We start from the raw sequence: 3,290 nt of genomic DNA on the forward strand, positions 1-3,290 counted from the left end.
GTCGAGCGCGACGGCCGTGGTCTGGCTGTGGCGGAATTCGTTGTCGATGCTGGTCTCGCCCCCGCGGATGGAGCCGTTCACGCGAATGCCGAACTGCCCGTCGCTGCCGAAGCGGCGGCCCACGTCGACGTGCGTGCCAATCACGCCGGTCGCGCTGCCGTCGACCGTCACGCGCGTGAGCGGCTTGTCGTCGGCGCGCTTGAGTCCGAGATTGATGCCGCCGCCGATCGCCGAGCCGGTCGGCGACGCGCCGTTCAGGAACGCGTTCGCGCCCTTGAACACCTCCACGCGTTCGAGCACGTCGGTCGAGATCAGCTGGCGGGGCGTGACGCCATACAGGCCGCCCAGCGAGATATCGTCGCCGTTCAGCTGGAAGCCGCGAATCACGAACACTTCGGAAAAATTGCCGAAACCGAAAGCCGGGCGCACGGCGGGATCGTGCGAGAGCAGCGCCCCGATCGTCTGCGCCTGGGCATCCTCGATCGCCTTCGATGTGTAACTCGTCATGCTGAAAGGCACGTCGCTGGCGTTCTGGGTGCCGAACACGCCGAATTCACCACCGCGCGCAATCTGACCGCCCGAATAGGTCGGCGCGTAATCGCCGGGCAGCGGCGCCGCCGTGCCCTGCACCTGGATGGCCGGCAGGGTGTTGTCGGTGCCGGCCGATGCCGCGCCGGCTTGCGCGTGCGCCGCGGTGGCCATGCCGAGCGTCAATGGCAACGCCGCGCAGGCGAACAGATGACGAACGGCGACATGCAGCGGCCTGACGGACGGACGCTGAGAAACGGTGGTGAACATGGGATGACGCATTCCTGAGGTAAAGCGATTCTTTGGGTGACGGCACACAGCGTCACCGCGGATATCCAAGCGGGGTAAGGATGATGAAGCTGAAGCGATAGCCGCGATCATACGCACATGCGAATGATTCGCATATGCGTTTACGTGACAGATGCGCACAATGTGACGATTTGCTGCCTTTCAGCAACGCATTCCTTCATATTGCTTACGCGGCGGCGCAGGAGACCATGCCGGACGCCGCAATCACGCCTGCTCGAGACGTTGCCGCCTATCAGCCGCGTGATCGCCAACCCTTGGCAGGACATCTGTGGTCGAGACGGTTTCTCCATGTCCGTGCGTGCGGATCAGCGCGCACTAGGGGGAAACAAGCATTTACGTCCTATCGAGGCGTGCTCGCATATCCTTGAGCGCACATCGGGCATGCAGCGCGTCACCGACGACAACATGGGCAGCGAATGGCGTCGGAGCTTCGGGTTCGAATGAATATGCCTTGCTGATCGTGCGTGTCGCGCGACAACGCATCGGTCGGTTTTCAGGCGAAGCAGTGGCGCGAACGGGTCGACAAGCGGCATGATGGTGCACGCGGCGCAGATATCTGCGTCGCCCGGAGCGGGTCGGATTCGCGATTCGAATGACGGCAGTTTGAGCGGACAAACCGCAACGATTGCCCCGACGTGGCGGATGCGCCACGCATCGACGATTCAGCCCCGTTGTTCATTTCACGTACTGTTTCTGGAGACAATCATGGCGAGCGAACCGATTCGCGATCCCGCAAAAGATCACCTGCTCACACCGCAGAACGCGGCCTTCGTCATCATCGATTACCAGCCGGTCCAGGTGAATTCGATTGCGTCGATGGATCGTCAGTTGCTGGTTAACAACATCGTGGGAACCGCGAAGGCCGCCGTCGCATACAAGCTGCCGATCATCCATTCGACGGTCAACGTGCAGACCGGCCTGAACAAGCCGCCGATCCCGCAACTGCGCGCGGTACTTGGCGACTATCCGACCTACGATCGCACGAGCATCAACTCGTGGGAAGACGTCGAATTCCGCAAGGCCGTCGAGGCGACCGGACGCAAGAAATTGATCATGACCGCGCTCTGGACGGAAGCGTGCCTGACGTTTCCGGCGCTCGATGCCTTGCAGGCCGGCTACGAGGTATATGTCGTCGTCGATGCGGTCGGCGGCACGTCCGTCGCCGCGCACGAAGCCGCGCTGCGCCGTATCGAACAGGCGGGCGGCAAGATGATCAGTGTCGCCCAGCTGTTCTGCGAGCTGCAACGCGACTGGGCACGCAGCGAAACCGTACCGGCGTTCATTCACCTGTTTATCGAAACCGGCGGGACGGCCGGCATCCAGTTCTCGTACGACAAGAATGGATAAGTCGCCCGGTTGAATCTGCAACCCGTTCCGGCCACTCGACATCGCCGGAACGGGCATCATCAGTGTGTCGGCGAACGGCGACAAACGTACGTTGAATGGACACGCATGCGATCTACGCGCGACTCAGCGCGTCTTCCTGGAAAAGATGATGCGGAGCGGCGCAAGACCCGGCGTTTGACGCAGGCCGCTCGCGTCCGGAGCCGGTCGTCGAATGCCACGCGGCGCTCGCCCGCATGGTCTGCGCCGAAACGACGACACGCCTGTTGATGTCGCCCGAACGCCGGCCAGCACACGCGAACGCCACACCACGCAACCACGTATTCAGAGCAGTCGATTTTCCCGCCGTTCCTGAACGCGGCCGCCATGCGCGCCGACACATCAAGCCACTCCCAGCTCCGCCAGCGGATGCGTCCATTTCTTCCACGGCGACGTCAAAAAATGGCGTACCTGCTCGGCGCGCACTTCGACGAGCGACATCGGCGCCCAGCGCGGCTTGCGATCCTTGTCGACTAGATGCGCGCGCACGCCTTCGCAGAAATCGCCCTCCTCGATCGCACGCATCACAATACCGAGCTCCATCCGGAACGATTCGGCGAGGGTCATCTGCCGGCCGCGCAGCAACGCATCGCGCGTGACGCACAGCATCGTCGGCGAATGGCCGAGCATCGCGTCGAGCGTCGTCTGCAGCCATTGGCGATGCTCGCGCGACAGTTCGTCACGCGCGAGATCCTGCCTGAGCGTCGCGACGATCCGCTCGACGGTCGAGCGCTTGTCGAAATGCCGGGTGACCCACGTCATCTGGCTGTCGAGTGCCGCATGCGGGACGACATTGCACGGCGGCTCGAACACCTTGCGCAGTGCGGCCGGCACGCCGCCGTCCCACTTCGCGCTTTCGAGCCGCGTCTCGAACGTGCCGAGCCATGACGACGGCACGCACAGATCCGCGAGCTTCGTAGCCAACGCGTCCGCGCCGGACAGCATCGCACCCGTCAGCCCGACGTACAGCGCCAGCTCTGCTTTGGCAAAGGAAAATCCTAATACTATAGAATTTCTAAGCTATGATGAAGAAATCTTAATTTTAAGAAGTAATGATGAAACTGTTCTTA

2 protein-coding genes and 1 pseudogene are annotated in these 3,290 nt (G+C 62.5%); 1 reads left to right on the forward strand and 2 read right to left on the reverse strand.

The annotated features are described in order from the left end of the window. A partial coding sequence (locus KH616_RS23195; protein WP_292252293.1) for a TonB-dependent receptor plug domain-containing protein occupies window positions 1–798 on the reverse strand: 798 nt, incomplete at its 3' end. A 744-nt stretch (window positions 799–1,542) separates the two neighbouring features. Here KH616_RS23195 and KH616_RS23200 point away from each other — a divergent pair. Then, window positions 1,543–2,184: a hydrolase gene (locus KH616_RS23200; RefSeq protein ID WP_292252294.1), complete on the forward strand. Its 642-nt coding sequence runs from the start codon at window positions 1,543–1,545 to the stop codon at window positions 2,182–2,184. 378 nt (window positions 2,185–2,562) lie between these two features. Here the strand turns inward: KH616_RS23200 and KH616_RS23205 are convergent. Continuing rightward, window positions 2,563–3,198: pseudogene (locus tag KH616_RS23205) on the reverse strand (enoyl-CoA hydratase/isomerase family protein); the annotation flags it as partial. Between the last annotated feature and the right edge of the window lie 92 nt (window positions 3,199–3,290).

The sequence above is a fragment of the Burkholderia sp. genome (genome assembly GCF_018375725.1).
GTDB lineage: Bacteria > Pseudomonadota > Gammaproteobacteria > Burkholderiales > Burkholderiaceae > Burkholderia.